This window comes from Rhodococcus sp. ACS1, from assembly GCF_002300155.1.
Taxonomy (GTDB): Bacteria; Actinomycetota; Actinomycetes; order Mycobacteriales; family Mycobacteriaceae; genus Rhodococcus_F; species Rhodococcus_F koreensis.
Map to the genome: position 1 here is coordinate 955,724 of NZ_NSDZ01000005.1, position 20,942 is coordinate 976,665.

Sequence of the window (20,942 nt, forward strand, 5' to 3'; positions counted from 1 at the left end):
TTTCCTTGTTCTCAGAAAATAGAACAGGTTCTGCTGTCTGGGCAAGGTCTGATTGAGCTTTTCTTTGCTAGTCGCCCGGCTTGTGCTTCAATGCTAGTAGAACGTGTTCCACATCACTGAGTGGTGTATGGCTTAGGGCAGGAGACAGCAGTGGCGCAGCCCAATCTTCCAGAGGGTTTCGACTTCACCGACCCGGACATCTACGCAGAACGCATCCCCTACCAGGAGTTCGCCGAACTGCGGAAGACTGCGCCGATCTGGTGGAACCCGCAGCCGCCGGAGATCGGTGGCTTCCACGACGACGGCTACTGGGTCGTCAGCAAGCTCGAGGACGTCAAAGAGGTGTCGCGGCGCAGCGACGTCTTCTCCACCCACGAGAACACCGCGATCGTGCGCTTCGCCGACGACATTCCGCGCGAGAACATCGAGATGCAGCGCTTCATCCTCATCAACAAAGACGCTCCCGAGCACACGAAACTCCGCAAACTCGTCTCCCGCGGCTTCACACCCCGCGCGATCAACAGCCTGCGCGAAGAACTCACCGAGCGCGCCGAGAAGATCGTGAAGGAGGCCGCCGAATCGGGGGCCGGCGACTTCGTCACCCAGGTGGCATGTGAGCTTCCGCTGCAGGCGATCGCCGAACTGCTCGGCGTGCCGCAGGAGGATCGGCTGAAGGTGTTCGACTGGTCGAACCAGATGACGGGCTACGACGACCCCGAACTGGACATCGACCCACAGGCCGCGTCGATGGAGATCCTCGGCTACGCGTACCAGATGGCGGACGAGCGCAAGAAGTGCCCCGCCGACGACATCGTCACGACGCTGATCGAAGCGGACATCGATGGAAATGAGCTCTCTCCCGAGGAATTCGGCTTCTTCGTGATCCTGCTGGCGGTCGCCGGCAACGAGACCACCCGCAATGCCATCACACACGGCATGATGGCGTTCCTCGACCATCCCGATCAGTGGGAGCTCTACAAGAAGGAGCGTCCCAAGACGGCGGCGGACGAGATCGTCCGGTGGGCGACCCCGGTCAACTCGTTCCAGCGCACCGCACTGGAAGACACCGAGCTCGGCGGCGTGCACATGAAGAAGGGGCAGCGGGTCGTAATGCTGTACGGCTCCGCGAATTTCGACGAGGACGCATTCGAGAATCCCGAGAAATTCGACATCCTGCGGGAGAACAACCCGCACGTCGGGTTCGGCGGTACGGGCGCGCACTTCTGCCTCGGAGCCAACCTCGCCCGCCTCGAAATCGACCTGATCTTCAATGCGATTGCGGATCACCTGCCGGATATCAGTAAGCTGGGAGATCCGCGGCGGTTGCGCTCGGGCTGGCTCAACGGTATCAAGGAGTTTCAGGTCGATTACAAGACTGCGTCAGGCGGTTGCCCGGTCAGGCACTGACCCCACTGATTCAGCGGCGTCGGAGGGCACCCTCATCCTCTCCGACGCCGCTGTTCCCTTTCTGTCCGAGGAGGGTGGGAGCAGGTCATGACTGTGCGGTCCATCGTCCACGACCCGGGTGCCGGTTTCTCGGCGCCGGGAGATCCGAGCGTCACTGCCGCCCTCGACGCGTTCCTTCGCCGCCTGGACGCCGCTCCTCGCCTGCTCGGGTTCGGCGAGCCCATGCACGGGGAGGAGAGCTTTCTGCTGCTCCGCAATCAGATGTTCCGATACCTCGTCGAACATGAGGGCTATCGATCCATCGCGATCGAAAGCAGTTGCCTGAAAGGGATACTCGTCGACTCCTTCGTGCGGGGCACGAACGGCGTGCCACTCGACGACGTCATGGAACACGGTTTCAGCCACGGCTTCGGAGAGTCCCGGGCCAACCGCGACCTGATCCGATGGATGGCCGACCACAACAGCCGACGCGAAGCGGGCGAGCACGTGCGGTTCTTCGGTTTCGACGCCCCCATCGAGATGACGTCCGCCGACAGCCCCCGGCAGGCCCTGACCTTCCTCGACACCTACCTGCGGACCCACCTCGACGAGCGGGATCTGCCCTGCACTCCGGACCGGATCTCCGCCCTGATCGGCGACGACGACCGCTGGAGCGACCCGGCCGTCGCCATGGACCCGGCCCGATCCGTCGGTGCCACCGCCGAGGCCGGACAGTTGCGTCTGATCGCCGACGACCTGATGACGCTGCTGGCCTCGGAGGCGCCTCGCCTCGTCGCTGCGGGCACGCGAGACGAATGGTGGGAGGCCGAACTGCACGGTCGCGTCGCCACCCGCCTGCTCAGCTATCACGCCGGAATGGCAGAGAACTCCCCACGCCGCATTGCCCGCCTTCTGGGGATCCGCGACACCCTCATGGCGGACAACCTGTCCGCGCTGGTGCGGAGGGAGGCGGATCGGGGGCCGACATTCGTCTTCGCCCACAACGGCCATCTGCTGAAGGGCGAAACCCACTGGGATCTCGCCGGAATGCACCTGCACTGGTGGTGCGCCGGCGCCCACCTGGACTTGCGGTTCGGCGACGCGTACACGGTCATCGGTTCCGCGGTCGGTGAGGCGCCCGGTCACGGCATCGGACAGCCGCCACCGGGCACCCTCGAGGATCTGCTCTTCGCGGTCGGCGAGAGTTGTCTCGTGCCTGCCGCGGCGATGGCGGACGCCGTCCGCGGCGCACAGAAGCGCGCCGACCCGTCGAGCAACTCCACATACTTCCCGCTCGACCCCGCGTGCCTCGGCGAACTCGATGCCGTCCTCTTCGTCCGGCACCTCGACGAGGCCGCCGGGTGATCCGAATCCTCAGACCTTGCGCAGCGTCTTCATCGCCCGCTCGACCTCCCAGAAGGCCCGTAGCGACGTGATCTTGCCTTCGTCGTCCACGCGGTAGACGAACACGCCCTCGGCGTCGATCTGCGATCCCGCCACCGTCGACCGGATGGTCCCGATGTTCACGTTCTCGTTGCCGCACACCAGTGAATCGGTGATGAGGAATTCGAGCGATTCGGTGGTCGCGATCGTCATGTCGTAGAACCGGGAGATCGCATCGAGGCCGTGGTGCCCCTTCCCTTCGGGGTCGAAACCCGAAGGGCCGACGGGATCTTCGACACATGCGTCCTCGGCGAACAGGGCCAGCCACTCCTCCTTGCGCCTGCCGCTGGCCGCCGCGCGGGACGCCTGTCCGGCGAGGCGGGCAGGATGGTCGGTCGTCGTCATGTCCACACTCCTATCCGATGTACTGATCGGCGAACTTGCGCAGCGACTCCTGCTTGGCGTCGAGCGGTCCGTCGAAGCCGATGCCGTCGAACACCCACGGGACGACGATCGTGTCGGTCACCCCGGCGTCCGCGAGTTCGGCGTAGCCGTCCTTGCCGAAACGGTCGATGCAGACCGTCTGGATCTCGTACGGCAGATCGGCGCGGCCGTACTCCTCCCGCAGTTCCCGCAGTCGCGCGATGACCTGGACGAGATCGTCGAACTTGATCATCGCCGACGTCCAGCCGTCACCGACCCGGGCGGCGCGCCGGAGTGCGACGTCGGTGTGGCCGCCGACGTAGAACGGCACCGGCTTCGTCGGGGCCGGGCTCATCTGCAGGCGGTCGAAGTCGTAGAACTCACCGTGATACTCGACCATCCCGCCGCCGAGGATTAGCTTGATGACGTCGATCATCTCGTCGACGCGGGCGCCGCGTTTCGCGTACGGCACCCCGCACCATTCGAATTCCTCGGGCGCCCAGCCGATCCCGACACCGAAACCGAACCGGTTGCCGATCAGGTTGGCCACCGATCCCACCTGGCGGGCCAGGAGCACCGGATTGCGGGACCCCAGCTTGAGGACCTGGGTGTAGAACTCGATCTTCGACGTCACCGCACCCATGGCGGCCGCCGCGATCAGCGGATCCACCCACGGCGTCTCCTCGGTCCACATCCGGGAGCCGTCCGGTGTGTACGGGTAGTCCGCGCTCTGCTTCTCCATGAAGAACAGCGAGTCGGGGAGTGCGATGGACGAGAACCCGCACTCCTCGGCTGTTTTCGCGAGAGCCGGCAACTGATCGAGGGGATTCATGGCGATGCCGACGGTGAATTTCACTGGTGACGTCCCTACTACTAGTTGTTCGGCCGGTCGGAACCGACCACCCACATCGAGAAGTACTGCGAACCGCCGCCGTAGGCGTGGCCGAGTGCCTTGCGCGCGTCCTTCACCTGGTGGTCGCCGGCGCGGTGCATCACCTGCATCGCCGCCTCTGCGAACCGGATCATCCCGGAGGCGCCGATCGGATTGGACGACAGGACGCCGCCCGACGCGTTGAGCGGGAGCCGGCCGCCGATGGCCGTCTCGCCCGCCTCGGTGAGCTTCCAGCCCTCGCCCTCGGCGACGAAGCCGAGATTCTCGAGCCACATCGGTTCGAACCAGGAGAAGGGGACGTAGATTTCGGCGACGTCGATCTCGTCGAGCGGATCCTTGATGCCCGCGGCCTTCCACAGTGCGGCCGACGCGTCCCGTCCGGCCTGCGGATTCACCTGGTCGCGTCCGGCGAACGTGGTGGGCTCGGTGCGCATCGCGGTCGCGTGTATCCAGGCCACCTCACGGCCGTCCGCGACGACCTGCTCGGCGGCCTCCTCGTTGCCGATCACCAGCGCGCAGGCGCCGTCCGAGGACGGACAGGTCTCGTCGTAGCGGATGGGATCCCACAGCATCTGCGAGGCCTGCACCGATTCGAGCGTGATGTCGGGCTGCTTGAGGTGGGCGTACGGGTTGAGGCTGCCGTTCAGCCGGTCCTTCACCGCCACCATCGCGCCGATGTGATCGGGTGCGCCGGACCGCCGGATGTACGAGCGGACGTGCGGGGCGAAGTACCCGCCCGCGCCCGCGCCGACCGGCATGTGGAACGGAATGGGTGTGGACAGCGCCCACATGGCGTTCGACTCGGACTGCTTCTCCCACGCCACCGTCAGCACCCGCTTGTGCACCCCCGACTTCACGAGGCTCGCCGCCACGCAGGCGGTCGAACCGCCGACCGAGCCCGCCGTGTGCACACGCAGAAGCGGTTTGCCGTTGGCGCCCAGTGCGTCCGACATCGCGAGCTCCGGCATCATCGACCCCTCGAACAGGTCGGGGGCCTTGCCGATCACGACGGCGTCGATGTCGTCCCAGCCCACCCGCGCGTCTTCCATCGCGCGGTCGATCGCCTCGCGCACCAGCCCGGCCATGGACACGTCGTGCCGTTTCGCCACGTAATGGGTCTGACCGGTGCCCAGTACGGCGGCCAATTGATTCGCCATCAGTTGCGTCCCTCCAAGACTGCGACCAGATTCTGTTGCAGCACAGCACCACTCGTGGCGTGCGCCAGCGTGCGCCCGGCGTTGCCGTCCATGATGGCCTTGGCTGCGTAACCTATGCGTTCCAGACCCGCGGAGAACATCGGGTTCCCGCTCAGCGGGCCGCCCGACGGGTTGATCGTCGTCGCATCGGACAGCCCGATGGCCTCGCGGAGGATCAGTTCCTGATGGGTGAACGGTCCGTGCAGTTCGGCCACGTCGATACCGCCGACGTCCCCGCCGGTGGCCGCCCGCGCCGACGCCGTCGTCGACGGCGAGACCGTCAGGTCACGGGCGCCGAAGTTCGGGGAGTCGATCCGATGCTCGATCCCGGTGATCCACGCCGGTCGCTCGCACAGCTCTCGGGCACGGTCTCCGGAAGCGAGAACGACGGCAGCGGCGCCGTCCGTGATCGGCGCGCAGTCGTGGGCGCGCAACGGATCCGCGACGAACGGTCTCGCGAGCAGTTCGTTGATGTCGACGTGCCCCGACAACTGGGTGTTCGGGTTGCTCTCGGCCGCGGCCCGGCTGCGCGCGGCCACCGCCGCCATCTCCTCGGACGTCCACTTCCCGGCGTCGAGTCCGAGACGCGCCTGCAGTCCGGCGAGCGACACCGAGTCCAGGGCCAGTGGCGCGACCAGGTAGGGGTCGAGTTGCATGGACAGGACCTTGCGGAGATTGCCGGCCGAGGACTTCCCGAACCCGTACACCAGGGCCGTGTCGACCTCGCCGGTCATGATCTTGATCCAGGCCTCGTAGAATGCCCAGGCGGCGTCCATCTCCACGTGCGACTCGTTGATCGGGGGTACCGCGCCGATCGAGTCGACCGCGGAGATGAAGGAGAACGCACGGCCGGCCAGGTAGTCCGAGGATCCCGAACACCAGAAACCGATGTCGGACTTGGTGATCCCGAGATCCTCGTACAGCTGCTGGAAGCAGGGAACCAGCATCTCGACGCCGTTGGTGGTGCCGGTGGTCTCACGCACGTGCGGTGCGTGCGCGAACCCGACGACTGCGATATCTGTCATTGTGCCGCGCCCTCACAGGTGGTGTTTGTAGGTGTCGTACTCGGCGTCGGGCTCGCCCGTCGGCCTGAAGTACTCGATGTTCTCGAGCGTGTAGTCCCACTCCTCGCGTGGCTTCCACTTGGCCTCCACTCGCATGCCCATCCGCACGTCGGCGGCATCGCAGTCGAGGATCAGGTGCAGGAACGCGATGTCCGCGCCGTCGAGCAGCACGTAGGCGGCGACGTACGGCGGCTTGATCCGCTGCCCGAGGAAGGGGACGTTCACGATGCAGAACGTCGTGACGATGCCCCGGTCCGGCAGTTCCACCTGCTCCTTCGTCGGGATGCCGTCGGTGGGGTTGGCGCTGCGCGGCGGGATGTACACCTTGCCGCCCGGGCCGGTGCGGCCACCGATCAGCTTGCCCTCCTTCAACCCTCGGAGGTAGAAGCTCTCCTCGGCGGACGCGGAGTGCAGGTAGTCGAGATCGATCGGCGTCGTGACCATCGTGACCGGTTCCGACTCCGAGGCCGGTCCGGGTTCGCCGGTCGACTCGCCGGGTTCGAAGCACACGATGTCCTGTATCCGCCCGACGCGTTCCTGCGCCCACCGTGCCCGCACCCGCATGCCCGTGCTCATTCCGGCAGGGGAGGCGACGTCCACGGCATGCACCAGCGACGTGTCGGCGCCGTCCAGCTTGATCAACGCCCACGCGAACGGGGTGGTGAGAGGTTGCCCGGCAATGGGTTCCGGCATCCACGTCCAGCTCACCACGGTGCCTGCGTCGGACACCCCGACGAAGTCGGTGAGTGGTTCGGCGGTGTCCGGGTCGAATTCGGGCGGTGGGACGTAGACGCGTCCGTCCGAGCCGCGGGCGCCGATGACCTTGCGGTCGCGCAGCGCGGTCACGAAGGCGCCGACGGTCGGGCCCACCGATCGGGTGTAGTCGAATTGAAGTTTCAGCGGGGCGCTCAACGGTTCGTTCGAGAATTTTTCGGCCACCGCGCTCTTTCCCATGCTCACAACTTCGAGTAGAACAGGTTCTAGTGTTTGTGGCAAGGGTCACTTCTGACGACGGTCGATGCGGAGGCACACGATGAAGCTCGGGTTGCAACTCGGATACTGGGGCGCAGAGCCGCCCACCAACGCCCCGGAGTTGATCGCCGCCGCCGAAGCCGACGGATTCGACGCCGTCTTCGCCGCCGAATCGTGGGGATCCGACGCCTTCACCCCCCTCGCCTGGTGGGGTTCGAGCACCGACCGCGTCCGCCTCGGCACGTCCGTCGTGCAGATCTCCGCGCGCACACCCACCAGCACCGCCATGCACGCCCTCACCCTCGACCACCTCAGCGGCGGCCGCGCCATCCTCGGACTCGGCGTGTCCGGACCGCAGGTCGTCGAAGGCTGGTACGGGCAGCCGTTCACGAAACCGCTCGCCCGCACCCGCGAATACGTCTCCATCGTCCACAAGGTGCTGGCGCGGCAGGAACCCGTCACCAGCGACGGCCCACACTTCCCCCTGCCCTACACCGGTCCCGGCAGCACCGGACTCGGGAAACCACTCAAGCCGATCACCCACCCACTCCGCGCCGACATCCCGATCTGGCTCGGCGCCGAAGGTCCCAAGAACGTCGCGCTCACCGCCGAGATCGCCGACGGCTGGCTCGCCATCTACTACTCACCCCGCCTCGCGCCCATGTACAACGAATGGCTCGACGAAGGCTTCGCCCGCCCCGGCGCCCGTCGCAGCCGCGAAGAATTCGAAGTCGCGGCCACCTGCCAGGTCATCGTCACCGACGACCGCGCCGCCGCCATCGCCGGCCTCAAACCCGTCACCGCCCTGTACGTCGGCGGCATGGGCGCCCCCGAACTCAACTTCCACGCCCAGGTTTACACCCGCATGGGTTACGGCGAACAGGTCGACGAAATCGGACGCCTCTTCCGCGCCGGCCGCAAGGACGAAGCCGCCGCCGTCGTCCCCGACGAAATGGTCACCGAAACCATGATCATCGGCAACGTCGACGAAGTCCGCGCCGACGTCAAACGCTGGGCCGACGCCGGCGTCACCATGCTCCTCGTCTCCTGCCGCGACGCCGACCACGTCCGCGAACTCTCCGCCGCGGTCCTGGGCTGACCCCTCCGGCCGACCTCCCCGGCCCGGGCGAATGTACCTTTCGGCGCACCTGAGGCGTTGAACGGTGCATTCACCCGGGCGCTCCGAGCATCCGGACCTCAGGCCGGGGCCGCGAGGACGCCAGCTGGTAGTGCGACTGGAGGTCGGCGATCACGCGGTCGGGGTCGTCGCGGATAGCGCTCGGCAACGTCGGCAGCACAATAATGCCGTGGTTCTGCATCCGGGTGCGGCGCTCGACGGTCGATTTGTACGCCTTCGGCGCCAGATGCCAGTCGAGAGAGTCGATGTCCCACGCGAACGCGACATCGTCGATCCAGCCGTCGGGCATGGCGATGAACTGCCCGGCAACGTCGCCGATCCTGCGGTTGAAGACCATTCGGGGCAGTCCGCTGCGCAACCACAGCCGACGGGCTTCGGCCTCGGACACCGAGTGGACGTCGGCACTCACTTCGCGCAGCACTGTCCGGGGGAGTGCGGCACCCCGGCCGCTACCCGAGTTCAACTCCGCGACACTCACCTCGCCTCGCTGGACTACCTCCGCGATGAGGGATCGAGTGCTGTCCAGGGTGCGGCACCGCCGCGCCGCGTCGAGCAACGCGCGCGGAAGCGGGGCACAGGGAAGTCCGTTGCGCGTCACGGGTGCCGGCAAACGCGTCGTACGTTCGACGAGCACGAAGCCCGTGGACTGCACGCGCCGATGCGTGGCGATCAGAACATGGGCATCCCCGGAGTACGACGTGCCGTACCCGTATTCGTGCAGCGCTGCGCGCCCCGTGAGGACTGCGTTCTCGCCGCTGAGCACGATCGCGGCCACCGCACGCTGACGCGCGGTCGGGTGGCCGTTGCCGAGCATCACGACACCCGGAAGGATGCGTTGCCACGGCCCGCCCGGACGGCATCGAGCGTCGATCGCCGAATTCGACACGCCCCATTGCCTCAACTCGGCGGTGCGGATGATCCCGGACCGGCTCACTCCGTACAGGTCATCGAGGCGATGCCCCCACTCTCCCCGTCGCATGAGTTGATGATGACGCACCCGGTGCGGGCGGCAGCTTCGGTCACCAGGCTTTTTGGTGGGGCCTGTGGATAAGTTGGGGCTGTGGATAACCCTCACACCCTGGGCGAATGTACCTCTCGGCGCCGCAGATGCGCCGAAAGGTACATTCGCCTCCGGGGTTATCGCACCGCGGTCAGCGGCCCTCGAACTTCGGCGCGCGCTTTTCGGAAAAGGCGCGCGGACCTTCCTTCGCGTCGGCGCTCTTGAAGACCTCGGTGCCGAGGGCGGCGTCGATCTGAAAGGCCTCTTCCTCGTGCATGCCTTCGGTGTCGCGGATGGTCTTGAGGATCGCCTGGACGGCGAGGGGACCGTTGGCGGAGATGAGGTCGGCGAGTTCGAGGGCCTTGTCGAGGGCCTGGCCGTCGGGGACGACGTGCCCGATGAGGCCGATTTCCTTGGCCTCGGGGGCCTTGATGTGACGTCCGGTCAGCAGGATGTCGGCTGCGACGGTGTACGGGATCTGCCGGACGAGGCGCACGGCGGAGCCGCCGAGGGGGAATAGTCCCCATTTCGCCTCGGAGACACCGAATTTGGCGCCCTCGCCGGCGACGCGGATGTCGGTGCCCTGCAGGATCTCGGTGCCGCCGGCGATGGCGGGACCCTCGACTGCGGCGATGAGAGGTTTGGTGAGGCGCCGTCCCTTCAGCAGCGCCTCGATCTTGGACAGGTCCCAGCCCGAATTTTTCCCCTCGCTCCGCTCGCCCGCGCCGGAGAAGGAGTCGCCGGGGTGCTGCGACGTCATGGCCTTGAGGTCGGCGCCGGCGCAGAAGGCACCGCCGGCGCCGGTGAGGATGGCGACCCGGATGTCCGGGTCGGAGTCGACCTGATCCCACGCGTCCCGCATGATCGTCATCATTTCGCCGGACAGCGCGTTCTTCGCCTCGGGGCGGTTCATCGTGACGATCAGGACGTGCCCGCGTTTCTCGACGAGGCAGTGCGGCGACTGTGCCGAAATGTCGGATTTCTCGGTCGTTGTAGAGGACACTGAAGTCTCCCGAAGGGTGTGTGAGCTGGCTCTCAAATTAGGTCTTGCCAGAAACGGTAACACGTTCTACTTTGTTGACGTGGCCCTTAATATCGCAGACCTCGTAGAGCACGCAATCGACCTCGTTCCGGACCGCGTCGCGTTGGTGTCCGACGACCGGGAAGTGACGTACGCGCAGATGGAGGAGAGGGCCAATCGCCTCGGCCACTACCTGCGTGAACAGGGTGTCCGGCCCGGTGACAAGGTGGGCATCTACTGCCGCAACACCATCGAGGCCATCGAGGCCATGGTGGCGGTCTTCAAGATTCGTGCGGTGATGGTGAACGTCAACTACCGGTACATCGAGAACGAGTTGCAATACATCTTCGACAATTCGGACATGGTCGCGCTCGTCCACGAACGCCGGTACTCCGACAAGGTGGCGAATGTGCTCCCCGAGACGCCGCTCCTGAAGACCACCGTGGTGGTCGAGGACGGCACCGATCTCGACTACGAGGGGGTCGAATACGAGGCGGCGCTGGCGCAGGGTTCCCCCGACCGCGACTTCGGCGAGCGCAGCAATGACGACCTGTACATGCTCTATACCGGTGGCACCACCGGAAAGCCGAAGGGGGTGATGTGGCGTCACGAGGACGTCTGGCGGGTGCTCGGCGGCGGCATCAACTTCATGACCGGTGAATACGTCGAGGACGAGTGGGATCTCGCGAAGCTGGGTGCCGAGAGCCCCGGCATGACGCGCTTCCCGATCCCGCCGATGATCCACGGCGGCAGCCAGTGGGCGGTGTTCCAGAGTCTGTTCGGCGGCGGAAAGTGCGTCATGCACCCCGAATTCGACGGCCACGACGTGTGGCGGATCGTCGACCAGCACAAGGTCAACCTCATCTTCATCACCGGCGACGCGATGGCGCGCCCGATGCTCGACGCGCTGGTGGAGGGCAACGAGGCAAGCGGCGAACCCTACGACCTGTCTTCGCTGTTCCTGATGGCGAGTTCGGCGGCGCTGTTCTCGCCCAGCATCAAGGAGAAGTACCTCGAACTGCTGCCCAACCGGATGATCACCGACTCCATCGGTTCGTCCGAGACGGGTTTCGGCGGCCTCAGCGTGGTCGCGAAGGGCGACTCGCACGGTGGCGGCCCGACGGTGAAAATCGACGCGTCCACCTCCGTCCTCGGCGAGGACGGCAACCCGGTCGAGCCCGGCTCCGGCGTCGTCGGCATCCTGGCGCGCCGGGGGCACATCCCGATCGGCTACTACAAGGACGAAGAGAAGACCAAGGCCACGTTCAAGGAGATCAACGGCATCCGCTACTCCATCCCCGGCGACTTCGCGCAGGTGGAGGCGGACGGCACGGTGACGATGCTGGGCCGCGGTTCGGTGTCCATCAACAGCGGCGGCGAGAAGATCTTCCCCGAGGAGGTCGAGGGCGCACTCAAGTCGCATCCCGACGTCTTCGACGCCCTCGTGGTCGGCATTCCCGACGAACGCTTCGGCCAGCGGGTGGCCGCCGTCATTCAGACCCGTCGTGGGGTGCGTCCGAGCCTGCACGAGATCGCCGACGCGGCACGCAAGGAGATCGCGGGATACAAGGTTCCGCGCAGCCTCTGGTTCGTCGACGAGATCAAGCGCTCGCCTGCGGGCAAACCCGACTACCGCTGGGCCAAGGAACAGACCGAGACCCGGCCGGCCGACGACCACAACGGCAACGGTTCGCCCGAAAGCAAAGGCGCGTAAATGCATACGAGTTTGAGTGAGAAGTTCGGCATCGAGTACCCGGTGTTCGGGTTCACGCCGTCCGAACACGTGGCCGCGGCGATCTCCCGGGCCGGCGGCCTGGGTGTGCTCGGCTGCGTCCGGTTCAACGATCCCGAGGAACTCGAGGCCGTCCTGGCGTGGATGGACGAGAACACCGACGGCAAGCCGTACGGCGTCGACATCGTGATGCCCGCGAAGGTGCCCACCGAGGGCACGTCGGTGGACCTGGAGTCGCTGATCCCCGCGGAACACCGCGCGTTCGTCGACCGGACCCTGTCCGAACTGGGGGTGCCGCCACTGGATTCGGGGGTCGAACACGCGACCGGCGTGCTCGGCTGGCTGCACTCGGTGGCGCGGTCGCACGTGGACGTCGCCCTGAATCATCGAATTGCGTTGATCGCCAACGCCCTCGGTTCACCCCCGAAGGACGTCATCGACCAGGCCCACGAGAAGGGGGTTCCGGTGGCCGCGCTGGCCGGCGCCGTGGAGCACGCGCGCAGGCACGTCGCGAACGGTGTCGACATCGTCATCGCGCAGGGGTACGAGGCCGGTGGGCACACCGGGGAGATCGCGTCGATGGTGCTGGTTCCCGAGATCGTCGACGCCATCGGAGATTCCGCCGCCGTACTCGCGGCCGGTGGTATCGGCAGCGGACGCCAGGTGGCCGCGGCGCTGTCGCTGGGGGCGGCGGGGGTGTGGATGGGGTCGTACTGGCTCACCACGTCCGAGTACAAACTGGGCAGCGCGTCGGCGGAGGGTCCGTCCGCGATCCAGCGCGCCCTCCTCGGGGCGACGTCGGCGGACACGGTGCGGTCCCGGATCTACTCGGGCAAACCCGCGCGCCTGCTCAAGACCAAGTGGACCGACGCGTGGTCGAAGCCGGACGCGCCCGCGCCGCTGCCGATGCCGCTGCAGAATCTGCTGGTCAGCGAGGCGCATCAGCGCATCGCCGCGTCCGAGAACCCGGATGTCGTGGCGATGCCGGTGGGGCAGATCGTCGGGCGGATGAACGAGATCCGGCCGGTGGCCGAGGTGATGGACGAACTGGTCAAGGGCTTCGACTCGGCGGTGTCCCGCCTCGACAGCTTCCGCTAACCCAGGTGAGTGGCAAAGCGTGCGCCAGCACACTTTGCCACTCACCTGGGGGAGTAGCGGTCTCCGTCGCGGACCCACACCGGATCGGCGCACTGCGTGGCCTCGGCGCTCAGCGCGCGGGTGAGCACCTTGAACGTGGCCGTCCGCGGGAACTCGGCACACACCCGGATCAGACTCGGGCGCTGCTTCGGACCCAGATCGGATTGCGCGTCGAGGAAGTCCGCGAAGGCCACGGGATCGAACTCCCGGGTCGGTACGACGGCTGCCATCACCCGGTCCCCGACCTCGACGTCGGGCACCCCGTACACCGTCACCTGGGCGAAGCCGTCGTACCGCAGGAGGATGCGCTCGATGGGCGCCGAACCGAGGTTCTCGCCGTCGACGCGCAGCCACCCGGAACTGCGGCCCGCGAAGTAGACGAATCCCTCGGCGTCCCGGTAGGCGAGGTCGCCACTCCAGTACCGACCGTCGCGGATCCGTTCAGCGTCGGCCTCGGGATTGTTGTAGTAGCCCGCGAACGCCCCCGACCCCGCGACATTGACGAGTTCACCCGTTGCGGCCTCGGCGTTGACGACCCGGCCGGCCGCATCGAATTCGGCTGGCGGGCAGGGATCTCCGGTCTCGGGGTCGAGGATCGCGACGCCCTCGGGGAGCCTGCCCAGAGAACCCGGCGGTGCCCCGGGTGCCGAGGAGATGGCGATGCCGCCCTCGGTGGAGCCGAACCCGTCGATCACCGCGGTGCCGAAGCGGCGCGCGAACGCCGCGACCGCGGGAGCGGACCCCTCGTTGCCGTACATCACCCGCAGGGTGTTGTCGGCGTCGTCGGGCATGTCGGGAGTCGCCAGCACATACGACAGCGGCTTTCCGACGTAGTTGGCGTACGTGACGCCGAATCTCCGCACGTCGGGCAGGAAGTTCGACGCGGAGAACCTGCGCCGCAGCGCAATCGAGCTGTGCCCCGCGAGCGCCACGGACCACGCCGCCATCATGGCGTTCGAATGGAACATCGGCATCGACATGTACACGACGTCGTCCGGGGACAGCGCGAAGCGCTCGGCAAGCATGACGCCGGGGCCGGTGATCTTCGCGTGCGTGCAGCGCACCGCCTTCGGGTCGCCGCTCGTGCCCGACGTGAAGATGAGCATGAACAGGTCTTCGGGCGCGGCGGCCTTCGGGGTGAAATCGGGGCGCTCCTCGGCGAGCAGATCGGACCATGCCGGTGAATCCACGTCGACGACGGGAACACCGGGGTCGACACCGTCCAGCAGGGCGGACCGGCCGGATTCGGTGAAGACCACCTGGCAGTCGGCCAGCACGATGTCGCGGGTCAGCGCCTCCCCGCGCCGAGTGGTGTTGAGCCCCACGAGTACGGCGCCGGACAGCGCCGCCGCCCCGGCGAGCAGGGAGAACTCGGGGACGTTGTCCATCAGAACCCCGAAGTGCCGGGGCCGCTGCGCGTCGAGGAGGTGGTCGAGAATCGCGGCGCGGCGCAGGCTCGCCCGCACGTGTTCGGACCACGACACGAACCGGTCCTCGAAGTACAGCCCCTGCGCGCCGGAGTGCGCGACACCGAGCAGCAGGTCCGATACCGTGCGGGCGAGCGTGGCGGTCATGCCGGGACGGTGGCCAGTTCGGCGCCGAGGACCCGCAACTGCTGCGTGGCCGAACCGAGCCGGAACTCGAGCGCCTTGGCGGCGAGGAAGTACCGGTGCACGGGGTGGTCCTCGTCGAGTCCGACGCCACCGTGGACGTGGACGAGGGTGTGGGACACCCGGTGTCCGGCGTCGGACGCCCAGAAGTTGGCGGTCTGGACATCGCCTTCACTGGGCAGTCCCTCACTGAGCCGCCACGCCGCCTGCCACAGTGTGAGCCGGACGCCCTTCACGTCGATGTAGCCGTCGGCGAGTCGCTGGGCTACGGCCTGGAAGCTGCCGATGGGCCGGCCGAACTGCACCCGCTCCCGGGCGTAGGCCGCGGTGAGTTTCAAGGATTCGTCGAGGACGCCGTACTGATACGCGCACGCGCCGAGCGTGCCGCGCTCGACGATCCAGTCGACGATCTCGTGGCCCCGCTCGACGCTGCCGAGAATGCGGTCCCCGGCCAGTGACACTCCGCGGAGGGTCACCTCACCGACGCTGGCCAGGTCGACGGTCTGCTGGCGGGTGACGGTCACCCCGGCGTCGTCCGGGCGGACGAGGAAGACCGCGACCCCGTCCGGGGTGGTTGCCGGGACCAGGAAGAGGTCCGCGGACGGTGCCGCGTCGACCACGATCTTGATGCCGTCGAGCGTCCAGCCGTCCGCGCCGGGTTCGGCACGGGTCGTCGGCGCGGCCGGGTTGTCGCCCAGTTCCTCGTCGAGCGCCACGGTGAGGATCTTCTCGCCCCTCGCGGCCGGAGTGCCCCAATCGGCACGCTGCTGTTCGCTTCCGTACTGCGCGATCGCCCCAGCCGCCATCACGATCGACGACAGGTAGGGGACCGCTGCCACGGCACGGCCCAGTTCGACGAGAATGCTGCACTGCTCGAGGACGCCGAAACCATCGCCGCCCACCGACTCCGGCAGTGCGGCGCTCAGCACGTCGGACGACGCGAGCGCGGACCAGAGCCGGCGATCGAGACGGTCTTCCGCCGCGTCGAGTTCGCGCAGCCGGTCGTTGGTGACGAGATCCGAGACGATTCCTCGGGTGAGCCCGGCAAGATCCTGCTGGGCCTCGGTGGGAGTGAAGTCCATGGTGATAGTCCTAACGCGTCGCGGGGGGCAGGCCGAGGGCGGTCATGGCGATGATGTCGCGCTGCACCTCGTTGGTTCCGCCGCCGAACGTGAGGATCAGCGACGACCGGTGCATCCGCTCGAGCCGCCCGCGCAGCAGGACGCCCGGGGAGTTCTGCCGCAGCGTGGCCGACGGTCCGAGGATCTCCATCAGCAGCCGGTACGCCTCGGTGGCGAACTCCGTGCCGTACACCTTGTTCGCCGACGCCGCCTCCGGGCCGGGGGCGTGCGCTGAATCATCCCCCGTCGCTTCGCTCGCCCCGGTCGACGAGGCGATCTCCCAGTTCATGAGCTTCAGGTACTCGGCCTTCGCGTGGACGCGCGCGAGATTGATCTGCACCCATTCCTGGTCGATGACGCGGCGACCGTCCGGCAGCTTGGTGTTCTGCGCCCATTCGCGCACCTCCCGCTGGGCGGTGAGGACCGGCCCGGCGGACGTCAGGGCGACGCGTTCGTGATTGAGCTGGTTGGTGATCAGCGCCCAGCCGCCGTGTTCGGGGCCGACGAGCGCGGACGAGGGCACCCGCACGTCCTGGTAGTAGGTGGCGCTGGTGTCCGGGCCCGCCATCGTGTGCACGGGGGTGTACGAGAAGCCTTCGGCGGTGGTCGGGACGATCAGCATGCTGATGCCCTTGTGCTTCTTCGCTTCGGGATCGGTGCGGCACGCCAGCCACACGTAGTCGGCGTACGCGATCAGACTCGTCCACATCTTCTGGCCGTTGATGACGTAGTCGTCGCCGTCCTTGACCGCGGTGGTGCGGAGGCTGGCGAGGTCGGTCCCCGCTTCGGGCTCGGAGTAGCCGATCGAGAAGTGCAGTTCGCCGGCCGAGATCTTGGGCAGGAAGAACGATTTCTGCTCGGGGGTGCCGAAATGCATGATCGTCGGCGCGACCGAGTTGATCGTGAGGAAGGGGACGGGCGCGCCTGCGATGGCTGCCTCGTCGGTGAAGATCAGCTGATCCATGGCGGATCGTTCCTGGCCGCCGTACTCCCTGGGCCACCCGAGTGTCAGCCAGCCGTCCCTGCCCATCTGGGCGACGACGTCGCGGTAGACGTTGCCCTCGCCGTATTCGCCGGTGGTGGCGGCCAGTGCCTCTCGACGCTCCGGCGTCATCAGCTTCGCGAAGTACGCGCGCAGCTCTTCCCGCAGCTGTTGCTGCTGCGGTGTGTACGTGATGTGCATCGAAATACCTCTCCGGTCCGAGAGCGAAATCAGCTGATATCTGGCACAGGTTCCAGTCTCTGCGGTGCATCGGCGGAGTCGGCTCAGGCCGGCCCCGGAGCGTGCCCGGTAGGCGTGCCCGCAGTCGTGGAACGAATCATTGCACACGACTGGAACAGGTTCTAGTGTTATCGCAGGAACGGCGTGCGCCACAGCCCGGCTGCACCCGGATCCGCGAGTGACGAGACGAGAAGAAGTGAGGGTTGCCATGGAGGTCAGAGTCGATTTCGACCGTTGCGAGGCCAATGGTGTGTGCGTGGGGATCGCACCCGACATCTTCGAGCTCGACGACGACGATCAGCTGCACATCACGAGTGCCGTTCCTCCCGCTGACCGGGAGGAAGACGTGCGTACGGCGATCGCCCAGTGTCCGAGGGCCGCACTCACCGAGCACCCCTGAGGATTGTTGCCCGGAATGAGAACACGTTCTAGAGTGGCGTCGACCTACCGCCGCGCCGTGGTTCACGACCTGCGGCGAGCGCACAGAACCAGGAGAGCGTGTTCATGAATGCTGTGGCTGACCGCGAAGTGAACGTGGACGGCAAGGTCGCCGTCGTGACCGGTGCCGGATCCGGCCTCGGAAAGTTCGAGGCGATCGCACTGGCCCGTGCGGGTGCGTCCGTCGTCGTCAACGACCTGGCCGCGAACGAGGCCGTCGAGGAAACTCTGGAGGAAATCCGGGGCCTGGGCGCAAAGGTCGAGTTCGTGGCAGGCGACATCGGCGAACGGTCCACGGCCGACGCGATCATGGAGGCGGCGCAGAGCCGGCTCGGCAGCCTCGACATCCTGGTGAACAATGCGGGCATCACGCGGGATCGCATGCTGTTCAACATGTCCGACGAGGACTGGGACCTGGTGCTGAAAGTGCATCTGCGCGGCCACTTCCTGCTGTGCCGTTCCGCCGCGTCGTATTGGCGGGGCAGGTCGAAGGAGGCCGGCGCGCCCGTGTACGGGCGGATCGTCAACACCTCGTCCGAGGCGGGACTGCTCGGACCCGAGGGGCAGGCGAACTACGGTGCCGCCAAGGCGGGCATCACGGCGCTCACGCTGTCGGCGGCCCGTGGGCTCTCCCGGTACGGCGTCCGGGCCAACGCGATCTGCCCTCGGGCCCGCACGTCGATGACGGAGAGCGTCTTCGGGGAGGCTCCCGCCGAGGGAGTCGATCCGTTGTCGCCCGAGCATGTGGCCGCGCTGGTCGCCTACCTCGCATCTCCCGCCGCCGACTCCGTGAACGGCCAGGTCTTCGTCGTCTACGGCCCGATGGTGGCGTTGATGGCGGCGCCGGTCGTCGAGCGGCGCTTCGACGCCGTGGACGGCCGCTGGACACCCGGTGCGCTCGCGGAGGAGCTCGGGACCTACTTCGAGGACCGGGATCCGGCCGCGATGTTCTCGGCCTCCGCGGCGCTGCGCGAACTGGGCTGATCCGCGTCCTGCGGGTCGAGGAATCGACACGACCCGGGTTTGCGTATCGTTTCCGCAGGTAATGCGTCCGCGATGGGCGATACTGAAGGCAACTGAACAGCTGCGGAGCGGGGCCGGGTGACGGTGGAGGGGGTGTGGAACACGTGCCGGATTTGACTAGATCGTGTTCTAGTTTTCCGCCGTCGACCGGTTCGATCACCCTTGCCTGCGACACTCCCGAAGCGCTGGTGCCCGGCGGGCGCGCCCGGTCGCCGGAATCGGACGCAAAGGCGATTTCCGCGCTCGCCCGTGCGCGATGATATTTATTCAAAGGTCTTGTGCTATAACAACTTAGCGCCAACGCTTTGTGTTTCCGGCTGGCACCAACTTCCAGGTCCGATCGCGGGGTGACACGCCCTGATTTTCGGTCGAATCCGACCCTCGGAGCGTGCTGAATATGGGACGATTCTTGCTGATGAGCGGCCACCTTTGACAGGTGAACACGTTCTAGTTAATATGACCTGAGTCACAGACCGTTGGGGGGCTGGGCTCGAACTGACAGTCGGTGCTGGGCGAGATCATGGACGAGGAGGACGGATGGTAGACCTCCTCGAGGTGCCGTTGCGTGCGGTCGGCGGGTTCTTCACGATGTCGGGCGAAACGTTGAGGGCAGTCTTTTCGAGGCCCTTCCAGCGTCGCGAGTTCGTCGACCAGGCGTGGTTCGTCGCCCGGGTCTCGATGGTGCCCACCGTGCTGGTGGCCATTCCGTTCACCGTGCTGGTGAGCTTCACGATCAACATCCTCCTCCGTGAGATCGGCGCCGCCGACCTCAGTGGCGCCGGCGCCGCTCTCGGCACCGTCACCCAGGTCGGCCCCATCGTCACCGTGCTCATCGTGGCGGGTGCAGGCGCCACCGCCATCTGCGCAGACCTCTCCGCCCGCACCATCCGCGAAGAGATCGACGCGATGCGCGTGCTGGGCATCAACCCGATCCACCGCCTGGTCGTGCCGCGCGTGCTGGCCTCGACCGTCGTGGCGCTCCTGCTCAACGGGCTGGTCTGCACCATCGGCATCCTCGGCGGTTTCGTCTTCTCGGTCTACATCCAGGACGTCAACCCGGGTGCCTTCGTCAATGGCATCACGCTGCTCACCGGTTTCGGGGAACTCGTGATCTCGGAAGTCAAAGCAGGTCTGTTCGGCATGATCGCCGGCCTCGTCGCCGCCTACCTCGGCCTGAACGTCAAGGGTGGCGCGAAGAGCGTCGGTGACGCCGTCAACCAGACCGTCGTGTTCTCGTTCATGGCCCTCTTCGTGGTCAACGTTCTCGTCACCGCCGTCGGCATCAAACTGACGGCAGGGTGATCGACTTGGTGGTGGAGTAGATGGCACTAGCGGCGGCCGGGCGCTTTCCCCGAACTCGCAGACGGTTCGCGTCGGCGTCCCGCTCGATCGACCGGCTCGGTGAGCAGGCACTGTTCTTCGCGCGGGCCATCGGCTCGGCGCCCCGCGCCCTGATGCACTACCCGAGGGAGACGCTGCGGCTGATCGCCGAGATCAGCATGGGCACCGGTGCGCTCGCGGTGATCGGCGGAACGGTCGTCATCGTCGGCTTCCTGACTCTGTTCACCGGCGGCACCATCGCCGTGCAGGGGTACAGCTCGCTCGGCAACATCGGTGTCGAGGCACTCACCGGCTTCTTCGCGGCATTCATCAACGTGCGCATCGCGGCGCCGGTCATCGCGGGCATCGGGCTGGCGGCCACCATCGGCGCCGGCTCCACTGCCCAACTCGGCGCGATGCGCGTCTCGGAGGAGATCGACGCACTCGAGACGATGGCGATCCCGTCGATCCCGTACCTGGTCAGCACCCGCGTGATGGCGGGCATGATCGCGATCATCCCGCTGTACGCCCTGGCGGTGATCGCGTCCTTCATGGCGAGCCGGTTCGCGACCGTCGTGCTGTACGACCAGTCGTCCGGCGTCTACGACCACTACTTCTCGACGTTCCTGATACCCACGGACATCCTGTGGTCGTTCGCCCAGGCCATCGTCATGGCGATCGCGATCATGCTCATCCACACCTACTACGGCTTCAACGCCTCGGGCGGCCCGGTCGGCGTCGGTGTGGCCGTCGGCAACGCGGTGCGCTCCTCGCTGATCGCCGTCGTCACCGTCACCCTGCTCATCTCGCTCGCCATCTACGGCGGGTCCGGCAACTTCAACCTTTCGGGATAGGAGTGCCGGT

At 66.9% G+C, this 20,942-nt stretch carries 19 protein-coding genes; 9 read left to right on the forward strand and 10 right to left on the reverse strand.

The features are described 5' to 3' along the window. Nucleotides 1–150 precede the first annotated feature (150 nt). Together CJ179_RS25170 and CJ179_RS25175 are read left to right on the forward strand one after the other, a co-directional pair. Nucleotides 151–1,407, forward strand: coding sequence for a cytochrome P450 (locus CJ179_RS25170; protein WP_095863228.1), 1,257 nt, complete (start codon nucleotides 151–153; stop codon nucleotides 1,405–1,407). 87 nt (nucleotides 1,408–1,494) lie between these two features. Beyond that, the gene (locus CJ179_RS25175; protein ID WP_095863229.1) at nucleotides 1,495–2,751 is read left to right on the forward strand and encodes an erythromycin esterase family protein; all 1,257 of its coding nucleotides are present in this window, start codon (nucleotides 1,495–1,497) and stop codon (nucleotides 2,749–2,751) included. Between the two features lie 9 nt (nucleotides 2,752–2,760). On the opposite strand, the gene CJ179_RS25180 is transcribed toward CJ179_RS25175, so the two are convergent. The 5 genes from CJ179_RS25180 to CJ179_RS25200 are packed head-to-tail and all read right to left on the reverse strand — an operon-like array spanning nucleotide 2,761 to nucleotide 7,298. Beyond that, complete coding sequence (locus tag CJ179_RS25180) at nucleotides 2,761–3,174, reverse strand: nuclear transport factor 2 family protein (protein ID WP_072947859.1); 414 nt, start codon at nucleotides 3,172–3,174, stop codon at nucleotides 2,761–2,763. A 10-nt stretch (nucleotides 3,175–3,184) separates the two neighbouring features. After that, nucleotides 3,185–4,048: a TIGR03619 family F420-dependent LLM class oxidoreductase gene (locus CJ179_RS25185; RefSeq protein WP_072947861.1), complete on the reverse strand. Its 864-nt coding sequence runs from the start codon at nucleotides 4,046–4,048 to the stop codon at nucleotides 3,185–3,187. Nucleotides 4,049–4,065: 17 nt separating this feature from the next. Then, the gene (locus tag CJ179_RS25190; protein ID WP_095863230.1) at nucleotides 4,066–5,241 is read right to left on the reverse strand and encodes a thiolase domain-containing protein; all 1,176 of its coding nucleotides are present in this window, start codon (nucleotides 5,239–5,241) and stop codon (nucleotides 4,066–4,068) included. After that, a complete protein-coding gene (locus tag CJ179_RS25195) occupies nucleotides 5,241–6,305 on the reverse strand; it encodes a thiolase domain-containing protein (RefSeq protein ID WP_072947866.1) in 1,065 nt (354 codons plus the stop codon). Before CJ179_RS25195 ends, CJ179_RS25190 begins: the two co-directional genes overlap by 1 nt. A 12-nt stretch (nucleotides 6,306–6,317) precedes the next feature. Next, nucleotides 6,318–7,298 (reverse strand): Zn-ribbon domain-containing OB-fold protein, encoded by a 981-nt coding sequence (locus CJ179_RS25200; RefSeq protein WP_095863231.1) that lies wholly within the window; start codon nucleotides 7,296–7,298, stop codon nucleotides 6,318–6,320. A gap of 79 nt (nucleotides 7,299–7,377) precedes the next feature. Between CJ179_RS25200 and CJ179_RS25205 the strand changes: the two genes are divergently transcribed. Then, nucleotides 7,378–8,415 (forward strand): LLM class F420-dependent oxidoreductase, encoded by a 1,038-nt coding sequence (locus CJ179_RS25205; RefSeq protein WP_095863232.1) that lies wholly within the window; start codon nucleotides 7,378–7,380, stop codon nucleotides 8,413–8,415. A 70-nt stretch (nucleotides 8,416–8,485) separates the two neighbouring features. On the opposite strand, the gene CJ179_RS25210 is transcribed toward CJ179_RS25205, so the two are convergent. Together CJ179_RS25210 and CJ179_RS25215 are read right to left on the reverse strand one after the other, a co-directional pair. After that, nucleotides 8,486–9,433 (reverse strand): hypothetical protein, encoded by a 948-nt coding sequence (locus CJ179_RS25210; RefSeq protein WP_095863615.1) that lies wholly within the window; start codon nucleotides 9,431–9,433, stop codon nucleotides 8,486–8,488. A gap of 172 nt (nucleotides 9,434–9,605) precedes the next feature. Then, the gene (locus tag CJ179_RS25215; RefSeq protein WP_095863233.1) at nucleotides 9,606–10,457 is read right to left on the reverse strand and encodes a crotonase/enoyl-CoA hydratase family protein; all 852 of its coding nucleotides are present in this window, start codon (nucleotides 10,455–10,457) and stop codon (nucleotides 9,606–9,608) included. Nucleotides 10,458–10,536: 79 nt separating this feature from the next. Between CJ179_RS25215 and CJ179_RS25220 the strand changes: the two genes are divergently transcribed. Then, nucleotides 10,537–12,189, forward strand: coding sequence for an acyl-CoA synthetase (locus CJ179_RS25220; RefSeq protein ID WP_072947876.1), 1,653 nt, complete (start codon nucleotides 10,537–10,539; stop codon nucleotides 12,187–12,189). After that, nucleotides 12,190–13,305, forward strand: coding sequence for a nitronate monooxygenase family protein (locus CJ179_RS25225; RefSeq protein ID WP_095863234.1), 1,116 nt, complete (start codon nucleotides 12,190–12,192; stop codon nucleotides 13,303–13,305). Between the two features lie 41 nt (nucleotides 13,306–13,346). Here the strand turns inward: CJ179_RS25225 and CJ179_RS25230 are convergent, their stop codons facing one another. From CJ179_RS25230 to CJ179_RS25240, 3 genes are read right to left on the reverse strand one after another with little or no spacing between them, the layout of a single operon-like run. Beyond that, nucleotides 13,347–14,918, reverse strand: coding sequence for a long-chain-fatty-acid--CoA ligase (locus CJ179_RS25230; protein ID WP_095863235.1), 1,572 nt, complete (start codon nucleotides 14,916–14,918; stop codon nucleotides 13,347–13,349). Beyond that, entirely contained in the window at nucleotides 14,915–16,036 is a 1,122-nt protein-coding gene (locus tag CJ179_RS25235; protein ID WP_095863236.1) for an acyl-CoA dehydrogenase family protein, read from the reverse strand. The genes CJ179_RS25230 and CJ179_RS25235 overlap by 4 nt, the downstream gene beginning before the upstream one ends. A gap of 10 nt (nucleotides 16,037–16,046) precedes the next feature. Beyond that, entirely contained in the window at nucleotides 16,047–17,258 is a 1,212-nt protein-coding gene (locus CJ179_RS25240) for an acyl-CoA dehydrogenase family protein (RefSeq protein WP_095863237.1), read from the reverse strand. Between the two features lie 247 nt (nucleotides 17,259–17,505). Between CJ179_RS25240 and CJ179_RS25245 the strand changes: the two genes are divergently transcribed. The 4 genes from CJ179_RS25245 (at nucleotide 17,506) to CJ179_RS25260 (ending at nucleotide 20,932) form a co-directional block, all read left to right on the forward strand. Continuing rightward, a complete protein-coding gene (locus tag CJ179_RS25245; protein WP_072947890.1) occupies nucleotides 17,506–17,697 on the forward strand; it encodes a ferredoxin in 192 nt (63 codons plus the stop codon). Between the two features lie 104 nt (nucleotides 17,698–17,801). Next, a complete protein-coding gene (locus CJ179_RS25250) occupies nucleotides 17,802–18,719 on the forward strand; it encodes a 3-oxoacyl-ACP reductase (protein ID WP_072947892.1) in 918 nt (305 codons plus the stop codon). Between the two features lie 576 nt (nucleotides 18,720–19,295). Beyond that, a complete protein-coding gene (locus CJ179_RS25255) occupies nucleotides 19,296–20,060 on the forward strand; it encodes an ABC transporter permease (RefSeq protein WP_015888557.1) in 765 nt (254 codons plus the stop codon). A 20-nt stretch (nucleotides 20,061–20,080) separates the two neighbouring features. After that, on the forward strand, nucleotides 20,081–20,932 hold the full coding sequence (locus tag CJ179_RS25260; RefSeq protein ID WP_072947894.1) for an ABC transporter permease: 852 nt from the start codon (nucleotides 20,081–20,083) through the stop codon (nucleotides 20,930–20,932). Nucleotides 20,933–20,942 lie beyond the last annotated feature (10 nt).